The sequence below is a fragment of the Enterococcus sp. DIV1767 genome, assembly GCF_050542585.1.
Lineage (GTDB): Bacteria > Bacillota > Bacilli > Lactobacillales > Enterococcaceae > Enterococcus_D > Enterococcus_D innesii.
Genome location: NZ_CP172936.1, coordinates 529,252 through 552,879 on the forward strand (window position 1 = coordinate 529,252; position 23,628 = coordinate 552,879).

27 protein-coding genes and 1 pseudogene are annotated in these 23,628 nt (G+C 31.2%); 27 read left to right on the plus strand and 1 reads right to left on the minus strand.

The annotated features are described in order from the left end of the window. Nucleotides 1–4: 4 nt before the first annotated feature. From IGI78_RS02515 to IGI78_RS02620, 22 genes and pseudogenes are all read left to right on the plus strand, one after another. Nucleotides 5–385: a hypothetical protein gene (locus IGI78_RS02515; protein ID WP_430618277.1), complete on the plus strand. Its 381-nt coding sequence runs from the start codon at nucleotides 5–7 to the stop codon at nucleotides 383–385. Nucleotides 386–1,185: 800 nt separating this feature from the next. After that, on the plus strand, nucleotides 1,186–1,791 hold the full coding sequence (gene fic, locus IGI78_RS02520) for a protein adenylyltransferase Fic (RefSeq protein WP_430618278.1): 606 nt from the start codon (nucleotides 1,186–1,188) through the stop codon (nucleotides 1,789–1,791). Nucleotides 1,792–1,806: 15 nt separating this feature from the next. Then, complete coding sequence (locus IGI78_RS02525; RefSeq protein ID WP_010723019.1) at nucleotides 1,807–2,412, plus strand: recombinase family protein; 606 nt, start codon at nucleotides 1,807–1,809, stop codon at nucleotides 2,410–2,412. 177 nt (nucleotides 2,413–2,589) lie between these two features. Continuing rightward, the gene (locus IGI78_RS02530; RefSeq protein ID WP_430618279.1) at nucleotides 2,590–3,444 is read left to right on the plus strand and encodes a hypothetical protein; all 855 of its coding nucleotides are present in this window, start codon (nucleotides 2,590–2,592) and stop codon (nucleotides 3,442–3,444) included. 37 nt (nucleotides 3,445–3,481) lie between these two features. Then, complete coding sequence (locus IGI78_RS02535; RefSeq protein ID WP_010723017.1) at nucleotides 3,482–4,078, plus strand: DUF3885 domain-containing protein; 597 nt, start codon at nucleotides 3,482–3,484, stop codon at nucleotides 4,076–4,078. Between the two features lie 565 nt (nucleotides 4,079–4,643). Next, nucleotides 4,644–5,348: a hypothetical protein gene (locus tag IGI78_RS02540; RefSeq protein WP_430618281.1), complete on the plus strand. Its 705-nt coding sequence runs from the start codon at nucleotides 4,644–4,646 to the stop codon at nucleotides 5,346–5,348. A 281-nt stretch (nucleotides 5,349–5,629) separates the two neighbouring features. Continuing rightward, nucleotides 5,630–5,806 (plus strand): AbrB/MazE/SpoVT family DNA-binding domain-containing protein, encoded by a 177-nt coding sequence (locus IGI78_RS02545; RefSeq protein WP_430618283.1) that lies wholly within the window; start codon nucleotides 5,630–5,632, stop codon nucleotides 5,804–5,806. A 382-nt stretch (nucleotides 5,807–6,188) separates the two neighbouring features. Further along, nucleotides 6,189–7,064, plus strand: coding sequence for an RHS repeat domain-containing protein (locus IGI78_RS02550; protein WP_430618286.1), 876 nt, complete (start codon nucleotides 6,189–6,191; stop codon nucleotides 7,062–7,064). 6 nt (nucleotides 7,065–7,070) lie between these two features. Next, nucleotides 7,071–7,475, plus strand: a complete 405-nt coding sequence (locus IGI78_RS02555) for a hypothetical protein (protein WP_430618287.1) — start codon at nucleotides 7,071–7,073, stop codon at nucleotides 7,473–7,475. Between the two features lie 285 nt (nucleotides 7,476–7,760). After that, a complete protein-coding gene (locus IGI78_RS02560; protein WP_430618288.1) occupies nucleotides 7,761–8,549 on the plus strand; it encodes a SufE protein in 789 nt (262 codons plus the stop codon). Nucleotides 8,550–8,865: 316 nt separating this feature from the next. Further along, a complete protein-coding gene (locus IGI78_RS02565) occupies nucleotides 8,866–9,396 on the plus strand; it encodes a helix-turn-helix domain-containing protein (RefSeq protein WP_430618290.1) in 531 nt (176 codons plus the stop codon). Between the two features lie 151 nt (nucleotides 9,397–9,547). Next, a pseudogene (locus IGI78_RS02570) lies at nucleotides 9,548–10,432 on the plus strand (IS3 family transposase); the annotation flags it as partial. 678 nt (nucleotides 10,433–11,110) lie between these two features. Next, nucleotides 11,111–11,395, plus strand: coding sequence for a hypothetical protein (locus IGI78_RS02575; RefSeq protein WP_430618292.1), 285 nt, complete (start codon nucleotides 11,111–11,113; stop codon nucleotides 11,393–11,395). Between the two features lie 85 nt (nucleotides 11,396–11,480). Then, nucleotides 11,481–11,624 carry a hypothetical protein gene (locus tag IGI78_RS02580; protein WP_430618293.1) on the plus strand — a complete coding sequence of 48 codons (144 nt, stop codon included), beginning with the start codon at nucleotides 11,481–11,483 and terminating at the stop codon, nucleotides 11,622–11,624. A gap of 299 nt (nucleotides 11,625–11,923) precedes the next feature. Further along, complete coding sequence (locus IGI78_RS02585) at nucleotides 11,924–12,211, plus strand: hypothetical protein (protein WP_430618295.1); 288 nt, start codon at nucleotides 11,924–11,926, stop codon at nucleotides 12,209–12,211. Between the two features lie 639 nt (nucleotides 12,212–12,850). After that, nucleotides 12,851–13,321 (plus strand): RHS repeat-associated core domain-containing protein, encoded by a 471-nt coding sequence (locus tag IGI78_RS02590; RefSeq protein WP_430618297.1) that lies wholly within the window; start codon nucleotides 12,851–12,853, stop codon nucleotides 13,319–13,321. Between the two features lie 5 nt (nucleotides 13,322–13,326). Next, complete coding sequence (locus IGI78_RS02595; protein WP_430618299.1) at nucleotides 13,327–13,749, plus strand: hypothetical protein; 423 nt, start codon at nucleotides 13,327–13,329, stop codon at nucleotides 13,747–13,749. A 378-nt stretch (nucleotides 13,750–14,127) separates the two neighbouring features. Further along, on the plus strand, nucleotides 14,128–14,322 hold the full coding sequence (locus IGI78_RS02600; RefSeq protein WP_430618301.1) for a MerR family transcriptional regulator: 195 nt from the start codon (nucleotides 14,128–14,130) through the stop codon (nucleotides 14,320–14,322). Further along, nucleotides 14,295–14,573 carry a MerR family DNA-binding protein gene (locus tag IGI78_RS02605; RefSeq protein ID WP_430618303.1) on the plus strand — a complete coding sequence of 93 codons (279 nt, stop codon included), beginning with the start codon at nucleotides 14,295–14,297 and terminating at the stop codon, nucleotides 14,571–14,573. Before IGI78_RS02600 ends, IGI78_RS02605 begins: the two co-directional genes overlap by 28 nt. Nucleotides 14,574–14,576: 3 nt before the next feature. Further along, nucleotides 14,577–15,530 carry an NAD-dependent epimerase/dehydratase family protein gene (locus IGI78_RS02610; RefSeq protein WP_430618305.1) on the plus strand — a complete coding sequence of 318 codons (954 nt, stop codon included), beginning with the start codon at nucleotides 14,577–14,579 and terminating at the stop codon, nucleotides 15,528–15,530. Between the two features lie 422 nt (nucleotides 15,531–15,952). Then, a complete protein-coding gene (locus tag IGI78_RS02615) occupies nucleotides 15,953–16,858 on the plus strand; it encodes a bifunctional helix-turn-helix transcriptional regulator/GNAT family N-acetyltransferase (protein WP_430618306.1) in 906 nt (301 codons plus the stop codon). A 16-nt stretch (nucleotides 16,859–16,874) separates the two neighbouring features. After that, nucleotides 16,875–17,201, plus strand: a complete 327-nt coding sequence (locus IGI78_RS02620; protein ID WP_430618308.1) for a GNAT family N-acetyltransferase — start codon at nucleotides 16,875–16,877, stop codon at nucleotides 17,199–17,201. Between the two features lie 1,183 nt (nucleotides 17,202–18,384). Here IGI78_RS02620 and IGI78_RS02625 read toward each other — a convergent pair. Continuing rightward, nucleotides 18,385–18,582, minus strand: a complete 198-nt coding sequence (locus IGI78_RS02625) for a hypothetical protein (protein WP_430618310.1) — start codon at nucleotides 18,580–18,582, stop codon at nucleotides 18,385–18,387. A 1,093-nt stretch (nucleotides 18,583–19,675) separates the two neighbouring features. On the opposite strand from IGI78_RS02625, the gene IGI78_RS02630 reads away from it, so the two are divergent. The 5 genes from IGI78_RS02630 to IGI78_RS02650 all read left to right on the plus strand — a co-directional run bounded on the left by IGI78_RS02630 (nucleotide 19,676) and on the right by IGI78_RS02650 (nucleotide 23,065). After that, nucleotides 19,676–20,119, plus strand: a complete 444-nt coding sequence (locus IGI78_RS02630) for a DUF3290 domain-containing protein (protein WP_200127017.1) — start codon at nucleotides 19,676–19,678, stop codon at nucleotides 20,117–20,119. Nucleotides 20,120–20,131: 12 nt separating this feature from the next. Then, nucleotides 20,132–20,770, plus strand: coding sequence for a DUF421 domain-containing protein (locus IGI78_RS02635; RefSeq protein WP_430618312.1), 639 nt, complete (start codon nucleotides 20,132–20,134; stop codon nucleotides 20,768–20,770). Between the two features lie 525 nt (nucleotides 20,771–21,295). Further along, nucleotides 21,296–22,321 (plus strand): saccharopine dehydrogenase NADP-binding domain-containing protein, encoded by a 1,026-nt coding sequence (locus IGI78_RS02640; protein WP_430618314.1) that lies wholly within the window; start codon nucleotides 21,296–21,298, stop codon nucleotides 22,319–22,321. A gap of 352 nt (nucleotides 22,322–22,673) precedes the next feature. Beyond that, nucleotides 22,674–22,757 (plus strand): hypothetical protein, encoded by an 84-nt coding sequence (locus IGI78_RS02645; RefSeq protein ID WP_430618575.1) that lies wholly within the window; start codon nucleotides 22,674–22,676, stop codon nucleotides 22,755–22,757. Next, nucleotides 22,754–23,065, plus strand: coding sequence for a hypothetical protein (locus tag IGI78_RS02650; RefSeq protein WP_430618316.1), 312 nt, complete (start codon nucleotides 22,754–22,756; stop codon nucleotides 23,063–23,065). The genes IGI78_RS02645 and IGI78_RS02650 overlap by 4 nt, the downstream gene beginning before the upstream one ends. Nucleotides 23,066–23,628 lie beyond the last annotated feature (563 nt).

Below are 23,628 nucleotides of genomic sequence, written 5' to 3' on the forward strand. Positions count from 1 at the left end.
AGTTATGTGGATTAATATAACTGATACAAAAGATATTAATTTAATTGTTGAAGATTATGACAACTTCCATGATGCTATTATCGAAAAAGTAAAATTTGTTTCTGGAATGAAAGTAGACGATGCAGGAAGTATAGTATTCGGAAGTGGCATAGATGATTTTTTTTTTAAAGATTCAAAATTGATCATGATAATTAGCTCACAATCTAATAATTCTAAAATAATCTTTAGGTTTGAAGAGTTATTAGATTTTAAATATCATTTTTCATCAAAATTAGATAACATATTATATGATGCAACTCTTGATTATAGAGGATATAGATTTCACTTTAAAACAGATTTGTTTGATATTACAGCAAAAAAATTGCTATATAAATTTCAAGATTGAAATTTGTATCATAAAATCAAAGCCACCCGTCGATCGGGTGGTTTTATTTACACATTAATCTGAGATATCCCAAGGACTCTTATATCTAAAAAAACAAAATCATGGAAGAAAGCTGGCTGGGCAGCGGCGAAAAGTGCAGCGACTTCTGCGGACTTTGGTAGTGCTTTCAAAGTTCTCGGGAGAGGTCTAAAGTTTGCTCGATCAGTATATAAGTCGAGAACTTCTGTTATAGGGCTCGCTAAGAGATTAAAATTCACTAGAACTGCTGCTAGTCGATTATCAAATCCAAAAAGATATATGCCCAATTATGTTATAGCTAACACTATAAAGTATGGTAAAAAATCAAAAGATATTGCGGCGAGAACTAGATGGGGAAAATTTTCGGGAAGAGTAGCAACGGGTTATATGTGCTATTACAATAACTATCGCTATTCGGAAGTGTTGAACGAACTAGCACCAAACGAGTTTAGAAAGCTAGCGGTATAAAAAACAGGAATCAAGCAACTCGATTCCTGATTAGTTTTACTTTTGTTTTTTAGCTGTCTACTTGACGGGGAGCACTTCATGACCCGTTTCTGGACACTCTTTTTTTGATCAAATTTTCATGATAATTATTCTGTATCGTGTACAAAAACCTGTAACAAAATCTATGTTCAGTTAAAAATAAAAGCCGATGAATTTTAGAACAATTCATTTAAGGGGTCAGAAACTTAATAGTTTTTGACACATGATTAAATTCGCGATATAATAGGCTTGAGAGTGTTTCATAAACTTATGTCATAAAGTTAAGGGGATTTTACATGATTTTAGAGAATAAATTGGGTTTGACCAATCAAGTTGAGTTGGCCAAGGCTGAAGAAAAACTCAGCAAGCAAAAAGCGAAGGAATTATACGATTCAGGGAAAATAAACGAAATCGAAGTCGGCACGTTTAAAGGCTTATCTGAAATTCATGATTTTCTTTTTTCAGAAATTTACGATTTTGCAGGAAAAATTCGAACGGTCAATATCGCAAAAGGAAATTTTCGATTCGCACCGGTCATGTACTTGGAACATTTGCTAAAGCATATTGATCAGATGCCGCAAACTTCTTTTGAAGAGATTATAAAAAAATACGTGGAAATGAATATTGCCCACCCGTTTCGTGAAGGAAATGGCCGAAGTACTAGAATTTGGCTGGATCTCATTTTGAAGGATGAATTGCAAAAAGTTGTCGATTGGAACTTGATCAACAAAGAAGACTATCTTTCTGCAATGGAGCGGAGTCAGGTAAATGACTTAGAAATACGTTATCTAATTTCTAACGCTTTAACTGATGAAATTAACGATCGCGAGTTGTATATGAAAGGGATCGATGTCAGCTATTTCTATGAAGGTTACTCGGAGTATACGATCGATGATTTGTAAGAGCAGGTGGATTAAATGACAAAATATGGCTATGCACGTGTTTCAACTGCTTCTCAAAGTACAAAGGAACAGATTCAGCAGCTACTTGAGAACGGTGTTGAGAAGAAAAATATTTTTTCTGAAAAATTTACAGGTACAAAACGAGATCGGCCAAAGTTTAATCAGTTGTTGGATAGTCTGAAACCTGGAGATGAGATTGTCGTTACTAAACTTGATCGATTCGCTCGTAATACACGGGAGGCATTAGAAATCATTGAGCCTTTACTCGATGATAACGTTACAATTAAGGTTTTGAATTTAGGATCGATTGAAAATACTTCAATGGGGAGAATGATCGTTCGTACCTTGTTGAGTGTTGCTGAAATGGAACGTGACATGATCGTAGAACGTACTCAAGAAGGAAAGATGTTTGCAAAAAAGAACAACCCGAACTTTAAGGAAGGTCGTCCGAAAGCTACGATCACTCCCAAAAAACGCCACGCATATGAACTTCTTATTTCTGGTAAATCATATAAAGAGGTTGAATCCATTACCGGCTTCAGTCGTAGTACTCTTTTTAGGATAAAGAAAAAGATTGAAGAAGGCGAGGTTGCGATGGAGGGAACAGCGGATGAACGATAAACAACTCATAGAATAAAGGTGATTGATCAAGAAAGTAACGTCAGATAATACACAACAATTAGCGTAGGATTCGGTATTTCTTTATCCTCCTTTCATTTTTTGTAAGTTGTAACTATATTTAAACATGAGTATAGTTACACTATACAATTATTGGATTATAGTGGGAGGAGATTAAATTTGAAAAAAGCAGTTAGAGTATTTTTAGCAGTATTATTGCCTTGGTCGATTATTGTTGGAACAGGTGAATCAGTTGTAGCCGCAGCAGATCAAAAAATAGTTAGTCAAGAAAGTTCAAATCAAGTAGAAGAAACGTTACCTGATCCCATTGACGAAAACCTAAATGAAGAAGCATTAACTGCTTTTGTCTCGGAACAAATTGATGATGGAACTGAAATAGAGTTTACAGAAGAAGGCGTTTATATCAATGGGAATTTCTATACTCCTGAGGAATTTGACCATTTATTAGAAAGTATAGAGGAACCTACTGATTTAAGCATAGGTATTTTAGCTGATTCTACTTCAAGTAGTGGGCAAAGCAGAGCATTTTTTATTCCAGCTGTAGGATGGGCTTCAGTTTGGGTATATGGGGTTCCAGGAGTTGGTCAAATTGCTGTCGTAGCAACAGCTGCTGTAGGTGTGACTGTTGGAACATACATTTTAGGAAAAGCCATTATAAAAAGTGGACATTGGGCTTATAATAAAATTCGAAGTCATGTAAATTCGAAACCTAGGCCAAAAACGAAAAAAAAAGTACAATACAATTATAGTAAATCAGTAACTAAGCAAGAATACACTAGCTACACATATGGCATTCCTAAGAGCCTTTTAGACGGAACCGGTCGTGTGAAATTAAAAAATATGAATCAAAAAGTTCATCGTAAGGGGGCACCTCCTGCTTGGAGAGATCCAAAAACTGGCTATACTAAAGAAAAAGATATGTCAGGCCATGCGGGGAAAGAATGGAAAATCAGAGATAAATCAGGGAAAAGAAAAGCTTCAACAGATGGAAACGGAAAGATTATATCAAAATAGCCTTCATATCTTTAAAGAGGTTGAGAGGAGAACTTTTATGAATCCCAATATAAGGAGCATATTTTTGTCTTCATATAATACTTACAAGCTGAAAGGCAATCTAAGATTTGAACTGGCACCTGAATCAGAAGAGAACTTTCAGAAGAGAATTGAAGCAGCAAAGGATCGGGCTAAAACATTGTTTACTGAGGTATTTTCTGACGAGAAAGAACTACAGATAATTATTACAGCTTCTAAATTCTCAGGAGCTGGTTTGATACGTAAGTACCTCTACAAAGCCAACTATCAAATCGTTGATAGTTTTACTACTTCTGCTTTTGATTCATATTATGAAAATCAAGCGACTATTTTAGTCATTAATACACAGAGAAATAATGTAAGAATAGCAAAAATTATTGATGGCTTGTGCTACAGAGATTTCAACGAAGTTGGAAAATTGAGAGTAAGTGACAATCTATTTCTGTATAATTCAAAGACAAAAACTATTGTTAATATCTATGACGATAGGGGATGTGACATTTGGTCTAATAATGTTCAAAGTCAAAAAAAACTGTATGATAGATTTAATGATTGGATTTTAGAGTATGACAAAAATGAAATAGATTTATTTTACAGTAATATTGACGATATCTAAGATAGTCAAACGATAGAAAAATTATAGTACTACAGCACAAAGGCACTCCTCAACCACAATTGAAGGGAGCGCCTTTTTTATGCTAGTTGTGACTGCTAGCATGTGAGTTGGATAGCAACTTGCTTAGTTGTCGTCTTTGCCTTTCTCACTCAACCATTGTAAACTTAAAATTCACCCTAATCATACATTGAAAAACCATATTTTTCAATGTTACACTGGCGTCTATTTAGGGTACACCCATTTCATACGAATTTAGCAAAGCGTTAAATATTTCAAATTACTTTTTGTAAATAATAAGCACTTTAATAATTTCACTAAATAAAAATAGTAAAAACTTGAATAAATAAGGTTTTATTATTGCATTTAATCTATACTTATATCAATTGACATTCTTAACTCCTAGATTCTTTGATAACTCTATAAACTGGTTTAACCACCAGTCTATACACATGTATTAAAACACTATATACTCATATTCGTAATATTTATTTAATTTCAGATCTTTGAATTATATTAATTAATTCAATTTGGATATATAATTAATTAAAAGGTGGGAATAGAAATAGTGAAAATAACTTACACTCAGGATGATTATAAAAAGATTAATTTTGTAAATACTCCTGAAAGATATAAATTTTATTTTAGACGCTCCGGTGAGGATATTGAAGATTATCTAATCTATTTGTTAAATCAAATATTCTGTTTTTCAAAAATAAAAAAAGCAGTAGTTATTGAAAATAACATAGAGATAAAGATTCGAGATATTTACGCTCCTCTTAGTAAAGATGATTTCTTTGAGTATTGGGGAGACGAGATTGTTTTTTTCTTTAATAATGACGATATAATACTAAAATATAATATAGATGATGACTTTTTTATTATAGGTGTTAAAGACACAGTTGAACGTAATTTTTTTATAGATATAAAACAGATTGGATTTTTGCCTATTTCAGAGTTTGTTGCTCTAGAAAATTATTTTTTAATCGAAGAAGACAAAGAAAAAATGTTTTATTTATATGGTACAGTACCACATAAATATTATGAGAAAAAAGCAACAACTTTAAGTCAATTAACAAAAGGAATAGTTGCTATACTCAGTGTGATATTTACATTACTAATAATGACCTCTTTACCCTTTTTAGATAAAAATGAGTCTGAAGTTTCTTTTATAGAAATATTTTTGATGATGGGTATTTTTTTACTTATATTTGGATTTCTTTATTTTATTGCAAAAATAATAAAACACAAGTACTTCCAAAAGAAGAAATAGCGATAATTTTACTTCACATAACTGTCCATTTATTAACCAGAACGATTTTTAGATAATCCTAACAACTATTAAAAGCCCTCAGAATCGCTCTGAAGACTTTTTTAGCTCAGTATAATCTGCGAGTATGGTAAATAATGGGAAAAACAACCAGTTTCTTATATTTACTCTCCAAAGTTTTTTCACATAATGGATGCTTATACTATTCTGAATTTTACTGGTTTAAAGATAGTAATTTCAACAAGTTATAACTTTTGTTGTAATTGTTTCGAAGAGGTGATTTCATGAAAAATATAAAAGTTCGAAAAGCTGGAAATTCAGTAGGTATTATTTTGCCGAAAGAAAGTGGTTTACAAGTTGGGGATTTATTAAGTTATAAACAAGATGGGAAAAAATTAATCTATGAATGGGAAGTAGATCTGGAAATTCCTCTTGAAAAAATAAGAAAATTTGTTCAATAAATTGAAGCATCTTTAAGAATGGTAGTGAATTTCCAGAAATGCATGAGGAAGTTTCGTCTGTATATAGTTTATCAGAATTAACTTATAGAATTTTGATAGGGAAACAGTTTGCTCTATTTTATCGTTTAAATCATGATAAATATGATTTTATAAAATTAAGGACTACGGCTACCGAAATTCCCACAATTTTCGAGCAATAATTTATATCATTCAAGGCTTGATCTTCCAAGTAAAAAAAAGCAGTTAAGCACTCTGCCTAACTGGTTATGACTAAATTTTTAGTTGTATCTTTCTCTACCAATACTAAATGTCGAAGAGCCATTTTTGAGTTCTCCTTATTTTTTTGGAAAGCGTAACTAGGTACGACGAGGACAACCGACGATTGTCTAAGAAAATTAATGGACAGATAATGAAATACCATTATGATGGTGATAGTAATGATGTGCTGTATGAAACAGATACGAATGGGCAAGTTTTACGTCATTATATCTACTCTGATGACAATATTCGCTTAGCTATGAAGAGTGGAAAAAACACGGTATACTATCATTACAATGGGCATGGTGATGTGGTGGCATTGACGGACGAAAGCGGTCAGCAAGTAGCCAGTTACACTTACGATGCGTGGGGAAACGTTCTAACCAGTGAAGCAAAAACGGAACTAGCGAAAATCAATCCTTATGGTTATGCCGGATATACGTACGATGCTGAAATCCAACAGTATTATTTAATGGCACGGTATTATCATCCGGCTCATGGAGTTTTTACCTCTCTTGATCCTGATCCAGGGGACGAAGATGATCCATTGACCATGAATGGATATACTTACGCGGACAATAATCCAGTGATGTATGTTGACCCTAATGGGCATTTTGCGATTGTAGCTGGTCTAGGGATTTATATAAGTGCAAAAGTGATTTTTACTGGTGTAACTATGTTAGCTGGAGCATGTATAGGTTATTATTTGGCGAAAAAACGACCTTATAACAAAAATAAAAAATCTACACCAAATCTTTCTTATAAAGGCCCTAAGGGATATAGAGGGAAAACTAAAATAAAAACTCAACAAAAAAATGGTAGAACACACCAGAAAAGAATTTATGATAAAAAAGGGAAGCCAAGTGTTGATATCGATTACAGTAATCACGGTAATGCTAAACGACATCCCCATGTTCCACACAAGAACAGCTGGAACAATAGAAATGTAAATGGCCAAAAGTACCCAAGATATAATAAGAAATTTAATAAAAGGAGATAATGTGAATTGTGGAGTTATATAAATAATTCGGATGAAGTAGGATATTTGAATGAAAAGTATGGAAATTTTCATGATTCATTTGTTGAAAAAATGGAGTTTTACTCGGATATGACACTAAGTTTAGATGGATCGCTATCGTATGCTAGTGTTAGTATGTTAACCAGTGAAGAAGGTATGGAAAGTGATATGTATGAAAACGCAAGTCTATTATTGTTATTGAGTTCTCTAGAAACATCTTCAAAGGTCGTCCTCAAATTTCAAGGAGTAATAGATTTTAATTATAATTTTTCATTTAGAAGCGATAATCTGCTAGATGAACCTACTTTAGATTTTAAAGGTTACAGATTTCATTTTAAAACTAATTTATTTAACGTATCTTCAAAAAATATGGCGTACAAAATTATTTTATGACCTACTTAACTCACGGAATTTTTATCTAACTAAATATCGATTAAGAGAATCTATAATGTGTATGCCCACTTGGATAGTAATCCATTGAATAAATTTAATTCATATGGATAAATTCCAGTAACAATCACTACTTGGGTAGGATTTTTCTTTGCTATAAAAATTATTCGAATTGTTATAATATGGATTGTTGAGTTTCTTTATGTTTTCCGATTAGTTAAAGGAACGCGGGACGGTCACAGATCTTAGAGCTATCATCAACGACGAAAAAAAGTGCAGGTGCATATGATGAGAGAATTACCATTAAAAGATAACCTAACAATCTTAACTACACCCACAGAAAATAATTTACGTATATTTTCTCAAGAAAAAGCTACTATTAAAATTTTTGAAGAAGATAAAATAATTCATACTTTTGAGCATGAACTGTTCGAACAAAAGGAAATTAAGATTCATGAGATTATGATGTATAAAAATGAGTGGTATCTATTTTTTTCGATGGATGATGAAGAGGCTATCTTTATAAATAATTCTATTACTGTATTAGGAAATGGAATACTAAATATAGTGCCATCTCCAAGCGGAGTATTAGTTGCGTATAATGAAGAAGGAATACTATCCGCTGAAAACGATTGGGCTCACTATGGATTAGTAGAATTCAATATAGATTTAAATAAATTTAATGCGGTACTCCCTCATCATTTAACTTTGACCTTCATTGATCTAGAGGCTATATCTACAATATCTGCTAATGGTGATATCTTTTTAATCGCATATACTGATGTAGAAACACAAATAATGATTAAATGTAATTTGTATAGCCATTTAACTGAAGTAAAAGAAATCGGGTGTGACGCTACTATATTTGAACTTCGACAATTTAATGATTATATTTGTGTTTTTGCAGAAGATTCCATTTACTTATTTGATAAAACTATGTGCTGTATTAAAAAAATAGATATTAGTGAAAAAGTAGGACACGAGATATATAATGTTTATTCTAGTAAAAACAATATTATTTTTGAAACAGAGGAAATGTATATTGTAGCCACTATGGGTGAACTGCTAATAGCATAATATAGTCTAAAATGTTATCATCATTCTTTAATCATTGAATTTACCAATGAAACTGCAGCCTAATATGTGAGAGATTAAAGTCAGACCAAGATTGAGATACAATGGATGATGACTAAATTATTTGAAGAATATGGTGGGGTGCGTTGAAAAGTGCAGCAAATTATGCGGTTTATCTGTTAATAATACCCAAATGATTAAATTATCAAGGTGTTGAGGAATCTATTTAAAAGAGTGTTCAGAAAATAGTGATATGCTCCCTATAAAGTAGACAAAGAAAAAACAAAAATTCCAAATCTACTTTATAGGGAGTTTTTGCATGTCTAAGAAAAGCCTTTATTCTCCAGAAGAAAAATATCAAGTTATTTCAGAAGTGATGAATGGACACCATAGCTTGAACAGTATCGCCAAGAAGCATTCCCTTTCATGGGCGACAATAAAAGATTGGATTCGTAAATATAATGATGACGGAATCGAGGGACTGAAAAAATCTACAACGTGGAAACGGTACACGAGTGATCTAAAACGGAACGCTGTTCTAGCAGTCATAAATGAAGAGCTATCTCTTCGGCAGGCAACAGCAGTATTTCAACTTTCTTCGACTACTATTTTAAGAAAATGGATTTCAAGCTATACTAATGGGGAAATGCTAAAATCTACGAGTAAAGGCAGTGTACCCAAAACCATGATAAACGGACGTAAAACGACCTATCAAGAACGCATTGAGATTGTTCAATATACAATCGCTAACGAGCTGAATTACGCGCAAGCGATTGAAAAATATGATGTTTCATACCAACAGGTGTATTCTTGGGTAAAAAATACCAACGACACGGAGAAGAAGCACTAAAAGACAACCGTGGACGAAACAGATCAAGTGAGTTCTTAACCGAAGAGGAACGGCTAAAATTAAGAATAAAAGAACTAGAAGCACGAAACAGGCATTTAGAAATGGAAAATGACTTCGCAAAAAAGTTACAAGAGATTCAACGACGAAATCGACCCTCACGTTAGTGAGAAACGTTGAACTCTACCAAGCGATTTCAGAACTGCATGAAGAAAAACACTATTCAATCACTCCTCTCTGTCAATTAGCTGGGATTGCACGCTCTTCTTACTATAAATGGTTAAAGTGGCAACCTTCCAAAAAGGAACTTGAAAACAGAAAACTAGCCAAAGAGATAAAAAAGAAATACGACAGTAAAAAAGGCGCGATCGGTTATCGACAAATTCGAATGCAGCTCAATATAAAACTTAAGAAGCACTATTCTCGGAAGCGTTATTACCGATTAATGAAAGTACTGGGAATCAAAGCAGTGATCAAGAAAAAGCGTCCGGCCTATATAAAAGCAACGGAAGCACACGTTGCTGAAAATGTATTAAACCGGAAATTTACCGCTGAGAATCCCAATCAAAAATGGTGTACGGATATTACTGAATTGGAATACGGGAATGGTCGAAAGGCTTATTTGAGTGCCATCATCGATCTTTATGATCATTCGATTATTTCTTGGGCGCTCGGTCATTCCAATAATAATTCACTTGTCATGGATACTGTAAAAAAAGCCATGTGTAAGAACCCTAGCGCAAGACCGCTTCTTCATAGTGATCGCGGGTTTCAATACACCTCTTATGACTATAAGTCACTTGAAGCAAAATATAAGTTCATCAAAAGCATGTCCCGAGTCGGTCGCTGCCTGGATAATCAACCGATCGAACATTTTTGGGGCACATTTAAAGAAGAGAAGTTCTATCAAGAGTGCTATCAGAACTTTGAGGAGTTAAAGAAATCTGTGCGTAGTTATATGTGCTATTACAATAACTATCGCTATTCGGAAGTGTTGAACGAACTAGCACCAAACGAGTTTAGAAAGCTAGCGGTATAAAAAACAGGAATCAAGCAACTCGATTCCTGATTAGTTTTACTTTTGTTTTTTAGCTGTCTACTTGACGGGGAGCACTTCATAGCTATTTTTTGAGCACTTTTTTTAGATACCATAATTGCAGTGAAGTTTTTTATTTTTATGTCCTTAAACTTTTACATTAAATGATTGTTCATTTGAAAATCATTTTTATGAGTATTTGGACAAATTCTTAACGGGGTCAGAAAATTAAAAGTTTCTGACCTTTTTTCTATAAATGCGATTCGCTGCTCAATACCTAATTAAAGAAAAGTATAATACGATGGAGAATAGAATACCGCACGTTTTGCTTTTTAAGAGTCAAGATTACTTGAACATTTCTGTATTTATCCATAAAAATTACGGTCGATGAAATAGAATGCAATAAAAGATGATGTGAAGAAAATTTCTCCACATAGATAAATTTCATGACAAGTTTTTTAACGTAATTTTAAAACTGTTAATATGATAACAAACTGAATTCGAGCGATGGGTCTATTTATTAAGGCATATAATTAAAGTAGGATAACGCGTTCGAATGGAAAAAAACAATTAATTATTTTTTTACTGGATATTGTTTTAACATTTGTGTAAAATAGATTTTATAAAAATTGTTTCACTATATTTTTACTTTAAAAAATTATTAGTAAAAGGAGGTATTTGATGAAGTTGAATGATGTTTTGTATAGACGACAGTATAAAATAGTATTATCTTCTGATATTTCAAGCTTAGATATGTCTTCTTTAAACAGTCTAGGAATCTGGAGTAATCCGAAAGATAAACATTATGTTTTGACATTGAAAAATAATGATGACCCTTACAAAGATCCTGCAGTATTTGAAGAGAAGTTTAAAGAAATTACAGGATTAGGTTCGAAAGATTTTAACTTAGAAACAAAAAATGGACCACTTACTTTACAAGGTGCTGTCGATTCTAGTTGGTTTTGAAAGCGTATAATTTTAAGTGAATAGAATATAGGGTTTCAATTAAATTTATAATATCGGAGGGATTTTTTATGAAAGATATGAAAAAATGGAAGAAATATTTCAATCAATGGACAAGAAAGACTTAATGAGTACTACGGGTGGAGCTAAAAGAAAAATTCCTGGATGGGTAAAACTTGCAGATGCTATTGGCGGCGCATTTAACGATGTTACCCGCAATATGGGATACTAAAAGATCTATAAAGAATATGACTATATCATCTGATATAGTCTTTTTTAATTTTTAAAATTCTATTGGAGGAAAAAGATGGAAAAATTAGATATGTTTAGTAATGAGAATATAAAAGGAACGGAAGAATAATATCTGTTTATAACAGAACAAAAAGTGCTTCGAAAAAAGTTGATCCTCGAAAATTTGGAATTGACTATCATAAATTTAAAGGGACAAATGGTAGAAATAAGTTTCATTGGCACTGGAATTATAAAAAAGCTCATAGAACAATAAAAAATCCTAGAGGTAGGTAATAAAATATGAACTGGAAAATAATTAATTCGTTAGAAATACAAAGGTTAAATAAAACTTTTAAATTAAATGAGTCTAGCAAATATGCAATGTACTTAAAATTTAGTGAAGATTATATTCAAGACACAGAAAGCTTTTATTTAGAATATAGTTCAGTTATGAGAAATTTAATTACTCAAGATTTTGATTCCTTAAAAGATATAGAATTGGAAAAATTTAAAACAGAAAGAATTAATGACTATGTAAACTTCAAACTAACAAGTAAAGAGGAAAAAAATTTTTATATGATAGTCTGATTCTTGGAAATCCTTATCCTACTGCAACTTATGTGTTATGTAGCCTTCAAACAGAATTCTATAATTTAAGTGAAATTTTAGTTGAAAAGAGAAAGTGGATAATGCATAAATCATATGTAAAAATTCCCAAAGATGCGTTTGTTTTAATCTTTGATTGGGATTTTGCGGGAGTGCATTTATTCTATTCTGATGCAGAAATACAATCTTTTATCTGTGATTGAAAAAGTATTGTATTAATGTTAATAATAGATGTTAAGTGGCAGGGCACAAAAACAAGATAGGCGAGTGAAGTGATCTCCATAAACTATAACTTATTGAGATCGCTATTTTTATAGAACAATAGAATTCAATCTAAAAATAGTGTTATCATTATTAAATCGGTTAATTTACTAATAAAATTGTTTTTAATTATTTTTAAAACTAAAGTCGTACGATAAAATAGATAAAAAACTAAGTTGTATAAAAAATTTTCAGTAGCTCCGAAAAGTGCAGAAACTTCTGTGTCCTATAGTTGTGCTTTCAAACTACGAGGCTTGCGGAAACATTCTAACAAGTGAAGCAAAAACGGAACTAGCGAAAAGCAATCCTTATGGTTATGCCGGATATACTTACGATGCTGAAATCCAACAGTATTATTAAATGACACGTTATTATCATCCGGCTCATGGAGTTTTTACCTCTCTTGATCCTGATCCAGGGGACGAAGACGATCTATTGACCATGAATGGATGTACTTACGCGGACAACAATCCGGTGATGAAGTTTGATCCAGATGGGAACTTTGCGGTGACAATCAATATTTGGGCCGGATTATGGGTTGCTGTAAAAGTTACTGCGATTGTTACAGCAGGGATTATTGCGGTGCCTTATGTTGCACGAGCAGCTAAACGAGCGCGGGTTCGTTACAACTCTTGGAGTTATCAACGAAGACAAAAAGTGCAGATACAAAGGTTTGCTAAACCGCTAAAAAAAGAAAATAGAAAAAAACAGGGACGTGAAGTTAATTCAAAAGCGCGTACTAACCCCAAATTTAAATCTCGTTCAAATAAAAACCCAAATAGAGACATGAAAAAACATACTCCTAGTAAGAGACATAAAGGTGGTAAATAATAATTGTGATTGAGATAAAGTTTAAACCTTCGGTTAATAAATATTTACTTAAAGTAATATATCCTTATATCGATTGGCTAAGTGAGAATTATTTATTTCCTAAAAAAATTACAATTGACATAACTGGTTCAAGGTTTGTATATAACAGCGTAACAGCTCAAAAAGCTACAGCTACCTTCTTTGGCCCTTATGATTTCAGCGAACTAAATGCCTATATAAAAATTTCTACAGGAAACTTCTTTGATGATTGTAAAAAGTTTGGGAAAAAAGAAGCTGAAAAAATTTTATTAGAAAGCATATCTCATGAAATACAGCACTACTACCAGTGGATTGATCAAATTCCTTTTGATGAGGGTGATGCTGAATATGGTGCAGAAGAATTAACTTGGGAGTATATTGAGTACAGTAGGGATAATACCGAATATTAAAATATTAAAGAAACTTTATATTACAACTATATTTATTATGATACAAAAAAGGATACATGTATCCTTTCAGACTGTAGACAAAGCACTAAAAACTAGTACTTTGTCTACAGTCTGGACCTTTTAGATAACTATTCTAAAAGGTTTTTTTATTAAAACTTTTAAGAAAGATCCAGAAAAATAAAAAGGGTCAGAAACTTAAAAGTTTTTGATCCTTTTTTAATTCAGAGATATCACCAATTATAAAAGGCTAAAATTCATAGGGTCAAAAAGTTTTATATGTCGGTAAAGCAAACTTAACTTTGCTTTAAATAAAAAAAGAGGAAGCTCTCTTGACTTAGAGTTATCTCTAAGTGGTATCCTTATTTTATAGAAGGAAAGGTGAAGGAATTGAGTTATACTATTAGCCAAATTTCTGAAAAAATAGGGATTTCTGGTTATACTTTGAGGTATTACGATAAAGAAGGACTACTCCCATTTGTGAAAAGATCCTCATCTGGGAAGAGAATTTTTGAAGACTCAGATTTAGAGTTCATAGCCGTGATTTATTGCTTAAAAAAACAGGAATGTCTTTAGTTAAAATTAGAGAATTCATAAAATGGGCAGAAGAAGGAGATAGTTCGCTTGAGCAACGTTACCAGATGTTTGTTGAAAGAAGAGAAGCAATCGACCAGCAAATCAATGACCTGTTGACTTATAGAGAATGCATTGATTTTAAATGTAACTACTATAAGAATACGCTAGCACAAGGTTCTGAAAGCAGCTCACTTACTTTAGAAGATTTTCCGCTAAATAAAATTATAGCGATAAATAATAAGGAGGCATAAAAAATGAAAGTTGTTGTTTTAGGCGGTACTGGTCATATGGGCACATTTTTAGTACCGATGCTAGTAAAAGCAAACTATGAAGTGGTAAGTGTAACTAGAAGCAAAAGCAAACCATATATAGAAGATGATGTTTGGACACAAGTGAAGAGTGTTTTTATGGATAGAACAAAAGATGTTGACTTTCTGAAAAAAATAGTAGCCATGAAGCCAGATATTATTATCGATTTGATTAATTTCAGAATTGAAGACACAAAAGCTATTGTAGAAACATTTAAAGATAGCGAACTTTCTCATTATCTTTTTTGTTCTTCTATTTGGGCGCATGGAAGAGCAGAAATTTTACCCTTCAATCCTGATGACCTAAATAAAAAACCTTTAGATTCATATGGGAAAGAAAAATTTAAAAGTGAGTTATTTTTAAAAAAAGCATATAAAGAAATGGGTTTTCCGGCAACAATCATCATGCCAGGCCAAATATCGGGACCAGGTTGGAATATCATCAGCCCGTTGGGAAATGCCAACCCTAATGTTTTCCAAAAAATAGCAAATGGAGAAAAAATCTATCTGCCTAATTTAGGTATGGAAACGATCCACCATGTTCATGGGGAGGACGTTGCACAAATGTTTCTGAATGCTATTACACATAGAAAAAAATCATTGGGTCAGAGCTTCCACGCTGTTAGTGGTGAATCAATTACTCTTTATGGATACGCAAAGTTTGTCTATGAATACTTTAATCAAGAGATGCAAATCGATTTCTTGCCGTGGGAAGAATGGTGTAAGACGATAGATACAGAAGAAGATGTGACGAGCACTTACTATCATATTGCCAGAAGTGGGTATTTTGATCTTTCGAAAGAAAGGGAACTATTAGAGTACAATCCTAAGCATAGCAATATAGAAACAATTGAAAGTGCGATTAGTAGTTATTTAGATCGAAAGATAATTGAGAAGTAAAATGAAAGCATTTTGCATTCATGAATTATAATTAAAGATATGAGGGGACGGAAAAGCTCATCCGTTCTCTTTATTTTTGTGTCCTTAAGCTCGTCAATAAATCATTATCCATTTAAAAATCATATTTACGAATCATTTGACAATACTTTGAAAGGGTCAGAAACTCAAAATTTTTTGATTCTAACTTTTTACTAATTTTTCAATTTTCGATAAGTTCATTTAATTGTATTCATATAATCTAAAATAATAATTTATTTGCAACTAATTTTGGAATGATAATTAAAAACAATTAAGTGTAACCAATTAAATAAATTGTTCTAAATATACTAAATAAATTATTATAGTTTATATTAAAATCTAATATAGTTGACTATTGAAACTATATTATATATATTTGTTAATATAGAAAGGAAGTAAAACATATGACCAATCTGCATTTTATAGATAAGTTTCGAGAATTTAACCGGTTTTACGCTAATCTTTTAGGGAAATTTGATTTTAAATTCTATGGTGAACTTTTTACAATTGTAGAAGCAAATGTAGTAGCTGAAATTTATAACAATAATAGAATAAGTGCGAAAGATATTAGCGACAGGTTAATGATAAATAAAGGCCAATTAAGTAAAATGATAAATAAACTTGAAAAAGATGATATTGTGCTGCGTACAGAAGATAAAAGCGATAAGCGTTCATTTATTTTAGCCCTGACAAGCAAAGGGATTCAAATGTACTTACAGCAAATTGAAACTGTACGCCAGGGATTAAAAGAAGAGTTACACTCCTATTCTGATCAAGAAATACAGAGATTAAATACCGCAATGACTATTTTCAAAAATACTTATGAGAAAAAAAATGAAATTGATATTGATGAAGGCGGGATTCAAGATATTGGTTTTATAGCAGACTTAAACAGCAGAGTCTATACAGAACTAGGATATGACAATGTAATCCAAGCGCATATATTAACTACTTTGCTTCAATACACTAAAAAACCGACACACGGGAAAATTTGGATCGCAAAAGTAAATAATGTTCCTGTAGGATCTATAGGTCTTGTTGAAAATGAAAAAAATAAATGGGAAATACACTGGTTTGCTGTAGACTCAAAATACCAACATTTGGGGTTGGGTAAGGGATTATTGGATAAATTAATGGAGTATTTAATTGAAAATGGGATTCAGCAAGTATATCTATGGACCATTAATGAATTAGCTCAAGCTAGAAATCTATATGTTAGAAGTGGTTTTACTTTATCAGAAGCAACACCAACTAAAAAGTGGAAAAATAAAGAAGTGATGGATGAAAAATGGGTATGGAACCATAATTAATTAAAGAGGTGAAAAAATGGAAGTAATTCGTTATGAAGAAAAATATGAAAAACATTTTATTGACTTAAACCAACAATGGATTAAAGAATATTTTGATATAGAATCACAGGATACTGAACAGTTAGAGAACGTAGATATCTATTTAAAACAAGGGGGAATGGTTTTCTTTGCTATTGAATATGATTTTGTCTTATCTACTATTATGGTAATAGAACGACAGCTAAAAGTATGGGAGATTTGCAAATTTGCTACAAACAAAGAATTTCAAGGGGGCGGTGTAGGAAAGGCTATTTTCGGTGAGGCATTAAAGCTTGCAAAAATAATGGATCAAAAAAAATCGTAATTTACTCTAATAAAAAATTGAAATCAGCATTACATATTTATCATTCATATGGTTTTAATGAGGTACCAGTAGATATAGATGAATATTCGCATTGTGATTACCTAACGGAATTGGTACTAAATGAATAAGATAAAGAAGTATCTTACTATCATAGTCAAAGGTTTGGATTTTGATAATATTATTTTCCATTTTTTCTCAGGTAAAAATGGAAAAAATTGATCTTTACTTTTTTATCTTTTAAACTAAGATTAAATTGTTTATATTAACAAAAAAGATAAAGCTATAAATATTAAAATAGTATCTAAAATACAACTGTGTAATTTTAAAACGATCCAATTTACTTTGGATCGTTTTTGCATTAAAGTTTTTAGTCGTGCGTCCAACTGAGTATACTCTGTTGGCTTTATTCTGAATCAATTATATAAACCTTTCTTGGCGGCCAGATATATTGTGCAAATTAGATTTCAAATAATTGAATGTGTATGATTAAATTGTTAAAAAGAGTGTTCAGAAACCCATAACAAAATCTATATTCAGCTAAAAATAGGAATCGATGAATTTTCGAACAATTCTTCGATATGTTCAGAAACTGAATAGTTTTCTACTTTTTTCATTTTTATAGGATAATCAAGAGCATGAACGCAATAGAATTTCTTAGAATAGATAAAAAGAATTCGGCGCGAAAAAAATTGCTATGAATTTTTAGGAGTATAGGTAGATAATTAACTGAAGTGCACAAAATATTTTTAGCACACATTGATAATTTATCTTTGTTTCTACCTTTAATAACTATGGAATTACTGTATATTGTGATTCGAGATTATGTTAAATGATGTGTTAAATAACTATTTTTTTATTTCAGAACTCAATATATTTATTTTGCGCAAGTTAATATCTAATTCGAGATAAAACTGATTGTCCAAATTTGTAATTTCTTTACAGACTATTTTTAATTTGTTAAGAGACCAAGAAGTGAACTCAATTAAATCCATTTCTATTGGACTTTCAATTGTAACCTTATTACTTAGTGATAGTTGAATTATCTCAATTTTATAATCATCTGAAATTATAAAATCTCCTGATATTTCGTCTACTGTTAGATTTTTATATTCGCTATTAGATTAATAATCAATAAGTTTACTGGTAAGACTGTTCATTTCATATAAATAATCTGAAGTAAGAATTAGTATTTTGTTGTTTTTTTAGAAAAAGAAACACCTATAGGATATCCTCTAAAAACTCCACACCACTCACTAAAATCATTTTCTATAAATTCAACATAAGTCCAATCAGCTGAATTCCAATTACTCTCTACGTCAAAAATTGTCTCTTGATATTTGCCTGAATATGGCTGTTCAATTAGTTTAGATTCTATTATCATCTTTAATACCTCTCAAAATAAGACTTATACTCTTACTAATCAGTTTAGAAAATAAAATAAACTTGGCATAATGCCATGTTAAGTTGCTCTAATAGATTTTAAGAGAAAAGACAGATAAAATGCTTTACAATTTACTAAGAGATCCCTTTTAAACCATGATAGTAGCTTATTTATGTTTGGTTACTTTAAAAATTAACTGGTTAATCGTAATCTATCAGCTCTGAATATTTTAAAAAAAGGCTAATTCTAAAAAAACTGTGTCTGCTGCTACTTTAATCTACCATTTATTTATTTCATTATAAACTATTACATAATATATTTATCTTTAAAATAAGTTAAAAGTTTTTTTATCATTAGATAGTTGTTGGTTCATATTGAACAAGTATAGATGATGATAATATTTTATCAATGTATATTATGGTCAAATTGAGATAAAAGAGAGTCAAAAACTTATTGTCTTTTGATCTTTTTTCTATATTAAACGGTGGAAGAATAAATTATAATGATAAATTCTATGTTATAGGAATTTCCTCGTGATGTTTAGTTATTTCATCCGTCTATGAAAATAATGATTTCAAATCGATTTAAATTCCATGTAAGCTTAGTCATGTAAGAAAGAAGTATGCATATGAACATACAGAAGAAGTACTAAAAACTTTCGTTTTTTAGAATTAACATTTGTTATATATTCTATAAAATGGAAAACCTATTCTAACAACTTTTCTAAGACATTCGATGGTATCGGATGTCTTTTTTACTTGTCCTCTTAAAAACGAAGATATTTTGGGAAGAGAGTTAAAGTTAGATATTACATGAATAATTAAAGTATCTCCTAATTAAAACTTCACTATATTAATTAAAAAGACCAAAGCATAATGTTTTGGTCTTTTTGTAGTTCTCGTTTTTATAAGCTTAAGTTAGTTACGTATACTGGGAATTTACTTAAAGGGATACAATATAATGAAATAATAAATACAAACTTTTTTTGTTTTAAATTAAAGTTTTATTTTAGTATAATCGACATAGGTGTTTAATCAGAAAATCATTTTTGTGATTTACATGAAACCTACAATATTTATTTTCGGAGGTAAGAATGAATTTTTATGGAATAGATTTTTTAGAAAACCAGTCAAATATCAACGACTATTTAAAATATTTTCTAATTTTTGGCTCTTTGGTATTATTAATATTAGTTTTTTCACTTTATTTAAGACATAGAATTAATACTAAGTACAGAGATTTAAGTATCATTTTCTCCTTAACTTTATTGTTTGCCTTAGGAGTGCAATTTTCAGATTATCAGATGAATAAAACTAAACATTCTCAATCTTCTCAAATGGTTAACTTTATAAAAGGCATTTCAAAACAAGAAAATAGGAACCTAAATGAAATTTATGCTAATGCAACACAATTTTCAGATGGGATTATAGTAAAAATTGATGATAGGTTTTATAAGGTAAGTTTAAGCGCAGACCAAAATTCCTACACATTAACCGAAACATACCTTATAAATACAAACGTTACTTACATCAAATAAGGAGGAAAATACATGCAATTATATACTCCAATTATTATAAAATTTGCTTTGGGCATTCTATGTTTAATTCTTCAAATTAATTTAATGGGCAAAGGTAATTTAGCGCCGTCTTCTGCTATGGATCAAGTACAAAACTATGTATTAGGTGGAATCATTGGAGGTGTTATATACAATGATTCTATTACCGTTCTGCAATTTGTGTTAGTTTTGATTATATGGACCTTACTAGTCTTAATAGTCAAATTTGCTAAAGAACATAATCGCTATTTGAAAATAATAATCGATGGTCGACCGATTACGTTAATTCAAAATGGAAAAGTTAACGTAAATATTTGTTTGAAAAATGGAATATCTGCTAATGAGTTGATGTTTAAGTTAAGAGCAAATGGTATTTATGAGGTGGAAGATATTAAAAAAGCTATTTTAGAACAAAATGGCCAGTTGACTATCATTGAATCTGGAGACGAAAATATTAGATATCCTATTATTGTAGATGGACAAGCTAATTTAGATGTATTAGATATGATAAAGAAGGACGATGAATGGCTCAAGGAACAAATAAATCAGCAAGGATTTGACCGTATCAGTGATGTTTATCTGGGAGAATATTTATCAGGAAAAATAAATTTGTTCGGATATGAAAATAGATAACTAAGATGAGTTATGAACTTACTACTAATCGCGTAAGAGCTCAATATTATCGATTCTAGCATTCTCTATCATATCAGAGTGGGATAGGCTGACTAAATATGCTTAAAATATATAAGTAATTTATAACGTAGTAAGTAAGATGTAATCATCATTCAAAGAAGAGTACTGGGAAGAAAAAGCAAGTTTTTTCTTCCCAGTACTCTTAATTAATTTGTCTTCAAGTAGTAACGGAATCAGCGAGTTTTATCATTGACAAGTGTAAACAAAAAATGTAGAGTATTAGAATGAGATTACAAATGTAAACATAAAAGGGATGTTATTTTTTATAGTAAACAATTAGAAGCAATAAGTTTCATATAAATGAAAACATTAGTAATGATACGATTACTGAGCGGGTAGCTCAAGCTATTGTAACTATGGAGTCTAGAACTTTTATTTGGAGAATATTCTGCTGAAATTTTTAAGAACAGAAATAACTCCAACTATCATTTAAAAAAGTAAGAAACCAAATAAAGGAGAGAATATATGAAAAAGATAGCAATAGTCGGCGGGCACGGACAGGTTGGCCAAGAAATCGTAAAAGAATTAACAAGGCAGGGATATTCTGTCGTTTTTATGGGAAGAAATTTACAAAAGATGAGAGCATTTGCGAAGCTTTTTTCACCTGTTTTAGAGCAGCGTGAAGTAGACTTGGCTCAAGCTGTTATGTCTGAAAAATTAGCCGATCTTGATATGGTAATTGTTTGTTTGGATCAAACGGATACCCGATTTATTGAGCAATGTCAAAATCTGGGCATTGATTATTTAGATATCAGTGCGAATAGTGATTTTTTGAAGAAAGTTGATTTATTACCCGTTCCTAAAAAAAGCAAGCGAGTTATTGGTTTAGGTTTGGCACCAGGGGTTACCAATTTGGCCGCTGCAGCGTATGTTAAAAGTGAACCCTCCAATCAAAATATAGTAATCGATGTCCTCTTAGGCATAGGAGATCGCCACGGTGAAGCAGCAGTAAAATGGACGTTTGATCAGTTAAACCGAACATATAAACATCCTCAGTGGTCACAAAAAACTGAAAATTTTGTATATGGTCGTAAAACAGATTTTGGCCCATCATTTGGAAAACGTCGCAGTGCCAATTTTGACTTTGCGGATCAACATCTGCTTTTTACTGCAGATCCATCGCGCAATTATTCAACATATCTCGGTTTTGATCAAAATTGGTTAACAGCATTGTTAATAACTATAAAAAAATCCGGTTTAGCAGGTCTCTTCAAAAGCCCTATGGTACTTAATAGCCTCGTATGGTTAATGCAACGAGGAATAGTTGGGGATCGCTCTTTCGTTGTAAAAGTTTCCAATGGTCAAGTTGAAGATTCTGCAAAAATCGTTCTTTTTGGGGAAGAAGAAGCAAAAATGACGGCTGATATTGCGGTGTTTGTTGCGAAGAAGCTGTTGAAAGAAGCAGTACCAAATGGGCATTATCATATAACTGAATTAACGACTTTATCGGAAGTATTGACGCAGCTGCCACGTTTGTCAACTGTAGTATAAATGAAAAAAATCTTGATCTATTAATAAAAGTATTAGTATAAGAGCAGAATTAATAATCAGAAAAATGATAGACTTTTATGTAGTAAAGAAACCAATTCTTTTTTCCTACTATTGAATGGATGTTAAAATTCTATTCATAGAGTTTCTCAAAAACAGACAGTATTTTACCTAGTTCTGTATTAAGTAGCTAAAAAAGCCCTCTATTTTACTCTCTTTTTCAAGAATTCCTGTTAAATCATAGGTTTTATGTCAAAATGAATGGTAAAAATCGATGAAGAGTGGTTGAAATGAAAGAAACGATGTTAGCAATTAAGCTGAAAAAACATAGAGAAAAAATAAGCTAACGCAAAGTATGCTAGCAGAATTATTAGAAGTGAGTGATAAAACAATCTCTAAATGGGAGTTAGGCGCTACGTACCCTAGCAAAAAAATATGATCAAAATAGCCGAAGAATTGGATATCTTATTAGAAACATTACTTTTGGAAGAAACTAAGAAAGACAATGAAGTTTTAAAAGTAAGTGTCAAGTATGGGGTAATTAGTTTTTGCTTTATCATTTTTGTCACGATGATCGTTTCGTTCAATCAAGACTTCAGCACGATTATGAATCTTTCTATTCAAGAAAAGTTAGGTGTATTGTTAACCACCGCTTTAAAACTATTGAGTATCTCTGTGCCGCCAGCGATTATCATTGGCTCCGTGTTTTATTTTTATATCTTCCCTAAGAGCAAAAAAGAGAATTGAACATTTCAGATATAGTATTGTTTTTTTAGATTATCGTAGTACTTTAAAATAGTTTTTTAATTAGGAAAATACTTTAAATAAATAATGTCAATAAGGCAGATATTTTTATCTATAAATAAATTTTTGTGTACAATATGGTCTAAACAACATGAAAATATTCCATTAAGCTTAAATTATATCTATTTGATTTCTTTAGTGCTAAAATCAAAAAGAGCAAAGATAAAAGAAGACTTCCCCAAGCCGCTTTTATCCTTGCTTCACATGTTACAGAGAGACATATTTAAATGTTAGATTATAGTCTATAATATTTCAAATATGTTGCTTTCAAAAATAGGATATTCTATATTTTTATATAGAATAAAAAGAAAAGTACTAGGCTGAGTATCTAAATTCCCCAATTTCACCTAGTACTTTTTTTGTGCATAAGCACTATAGACATAGTAGTAGAATAAGTATGCTTTGGCAACTAAAATAAATTGTCTGTATAGTATAAAGTGGGGGGAGTATCAATTAGAGAAAAACCATTATGCTAATTCGATATAAGAAATAAAAATCTTTTAACC

Coding starts and splice junctions, on each gene's coding strand:
- IGI78_RS02645 (WP_430618575.1), top strand. CDS start 22,674: ATGCTAGCAGAATTATTAGAAGTGAGTGATAAAACAATCTCTAAATGG.
- IGI78_RS02625 (WP_430618310.1), bottom strand. CDS start 18,582: ATGATAATAGAATCTAAACTAATTGAACAGCCATATTCAGGCAAATAT.
- IGI78_RS02585 (WP_430618295.1), top strand. CDS start 11,924: ATGAACTGGAAAATAATTAATTCGTTAGAAATACAAAGGTTAAATAAA.
- IGI78_RS02590 (WP_430618297.1), top strand. CDS start 12,851: ATGACACGTTATTATCATCCGGCTCATGGAGTTTTTACCTCTCTTGAT.
- IGI78_RS02545 (WP_430618283.1), top strand. CDS start 5,630: ATGAAAAATATAAAAGTTCGAAAAGCTGGAAATTCAGTAGGTATTATT.
- IGI78_RS02525 (WP_010723019.1), top strand. CDS start 1,807: ATGACAAAATATGGCTATGCACGTGTTTCAACTGCTTCTCAAAGTACA.
- IGI78_RS02565 (WP_430618290.1), top strand. CDS start 8,866: ATGTCTAAGAAAAGCCTTTATTCTCCAGAAGAAAAATATCAAGTTATT.
- IGI78_RS02620 (WP_430618308.1), top strand. CDS start 16,875: ATGGAAGTAATTCGTTATGAAGAAAAATATGAAAAACATTTTATTGAC.
- IGI78_RS02560 (WP_430618288.1), top strand. CDS start 7,761: ATGAGAGAATTACCATTAAAAGATAACCTAACAATCTTAACTACACCC.
- IGI78_RS02630 (WP_200127017.1), top strand. CDS start 19,676: ATGAATTTTTATGGAATAGATTTTTTAGAAAACCAGTCAAATATCAAC.
- IGI78_RS02515 (WP_430618277.1), top strand. CDS start 5: ATGTGGATTAATATAACTGATACAAAAGATATTAATTTAATTGTTGAA.
- IGI78_RS02635 (WP_430618312.1), top strand. CDS start 20,132: ATGCAATTATATACTCCAATTATTATAAAATTTGCTTTGGGCATTCTA.
- IGI78_RS02610 (WP_430618305.1), top strand. CDS start 14,577: ATGAAAGTTGTTGTTTTAGGCGGTACTGGTCATATGGGCACATTTTTA.
- fic (WP_430618278.1), top strand. CDS start 1,186: ATGATTTTAGAGAATAAATTGGGTTTGACCAATCAAGTTGAGTTGGCC.
- IGI78_RS02640 (WP_430618314.1), top strand. CDS start 21,296: ATGAAAAAGATAGCAATAGTCGGCGGGCACGGACAGGTTGGCCAAGAA.
- IGI78_RS02535 (WP_010723017.1), top strand. CDS start 3,482: ATGAATCCCAATATAAGGAGCATATTTTTGTCTTCATATAATACTTAC.
- IGI78_RS02615 (WP_430618306.1), top strand. CDS start 15,953: ATGACCAATCTGCATTTTATAGATAAGTTTCGAGAATTTAACCGGTTT.
- IGI78_RS02650 (WP_430618316.1), top strand. CDS start 22,754: ATGATCAAAATAGCCGAAGAATTGGATATCTTATTAGAAACATTACTT.
- IGI78_RS02575 (WP_430618292.1), top strand. CDS start 11,111: ATGAAGTTGAATGATGTTTTGTATAGACGACAGTATAAAATAGTATTA.
- IGI78_RS02580 (WP_430618293.1), top strand. CDS start 11,481: ATGGAAGAAATATTTCAATCAATGGACAAGAAAGACTTAATGAGTACT.